This is a genomic window from Acinetobacter sp. YH01020 (genome assembly GCF_013420275.1).
GTDB lineage: Bacteria > Pseudomonadota > Gammaproteobacteria > Pseudomonadales > Moraxellaceae > Acinetobacter > Acinetobacter amyesii.
In genome coordinates this window covers 1-1,456 of sequence record NZ_VOYN01000121.1, presented here as the reverse complement: position 1 = coordinate 1,456, position 1,456 = coordinate 1, and the positions used below count along the sequence as shown (strand labels likewise).

The window sequence follows — 1,456 nt, the reverse complement described above, 5'->3', positions numbered from 1 at the left end:
ACTATGTCCTAGTGCATCAGCTAAAGCGAAATTGCGTATATTCAAGCTTGCATTCAAATCACGATCATGCACTGTTTCACAGTCAGGACATTGCCATTCTCTTATGCTTAGTGGCAATTTTGTCATAGTATAACCACAACATGAACATGCTTTAGAACTTGGAACGAATCTTCCAATTTGTAGCACATTCTTACCGAACCATTTTGCCTTGTATTGCAATATCGTAAGAAATTGACCCCAAGCCACATCCGAAATGGACTTGGCTAATTTTCGATTTCTTACCATGTTTTTTATCCCTAAATCTTCTACAGCATACGTGGTCGCTTGGTTTTCACAGATCAAGTAATGCGTGAGTTTGTGATGTAGGTCTAAGCGTTGCAGGCGCACTTTTTCATGGATGAATGCAACACTTAATTTTTGACGTTGATAATTCTTTGATTCTTTCTTCTTTCGAGCAAATATCTTCTGCTGTATGGATAGTCGGTTTTGAGCCTGTCGCAAGTATTTTGGATTTTCAACCTTATTACCATCGGATTGAATGAGCATGTGATTCAAACCCATATCAATTCCGATGGTTTGATCAGCTTGAATTGTTGTTGATGCAACAAGTTCTAACTCTGACTCGACCAAAATCGAAGCATAATACTTACCTGTCGCTGTTTTGCTAATGGTGACAGTTTTGATTTTCCCATTAAATACCCGACTAAATACAGTTTTTATCCCTTTAATTTTAGGTAGATGAAGTAATCCGTTCTCAAAGCTCACTGTTGCGTGCTGAGGGCATTGATAAGACCGTTGCGGTATTTTCTTGGATTTGAACCGTGGGTAGCCGACAAGATGACTTAATGGGCGTTTTTCATCAGGATTTGGTTTATATCCTTTGATCTTTCTGAATTCAACCTTGCCTTTCTTTAATCGCTGAAAAAAGTTGTTGTAAGCAGTGTGTAGGTGAAGTAACCCACTAAGAAGTGATTGACTATTCACCTCGTTCAACCATTCGAATTCAGGTTGTTTTTTCATGGCAACTAATTGGTCTTGAATATCCTTTTTTGATAATAATTTTTGAGTTTCAGAATGAGCTTTAGTTTGAAGTGCTAAAGCCCAATTGAAAATAAAGCGAGTGCATCCGAAGTGCTTTTCAAATTGCACTTTCTGCTCAGAAGTAGGATAGATGCGATATTTATACGCTTTCAAAAAAGGTTGTTTCATGGTTATAATTTAGCAAATTAATTGCTTAGTGTAAATGTAATGAAGTCACATTATCACTGTGTTTATAAACTTACATATCATTTAGTGTTGGTAACAAAATATCGCAAGAAATGCCTTTCAAATGAGATGATCAATCGGCTTGAAGAAATTGTAAAAAAGAACTGTGCTGATTGGGAGATTGACTTGATTGAGTTCAATGGTGAAGCTGATCATATTCACTTATTGTTAGATATGCACCCGAACATCA

At 36.7% G+C, this 1,456-nt stretch carries 2 protein-coding genes; one reads left to right on the top strand and one right to left on the bottom strand.

What is annotated here, in order from left to right; all coding sequences use genetic code 11:
• On the bottom strand, positions 1–1,209 hold a 1,209-nt coding region (locus FTT85_RS18415), incomplete at its 3' end, for an RNA-guided endonuclease TnpB family protein (RefSeq protein ID WP_180042412.1).
• Positions 1,210–1,248: 39 nt separating this feature from the next.
• Here FTT85_RS18415 and tnpA point away from each other — a divergent pair.
• Positions 1,249–1,456 (top strand): IS200/IS605 family transposase (tnpA, locus tag FTT85_RS19000; RefSeq protein ID WP_180184118.1); only part of this gene is annotated, 208 nt, incomplete at its 3' end.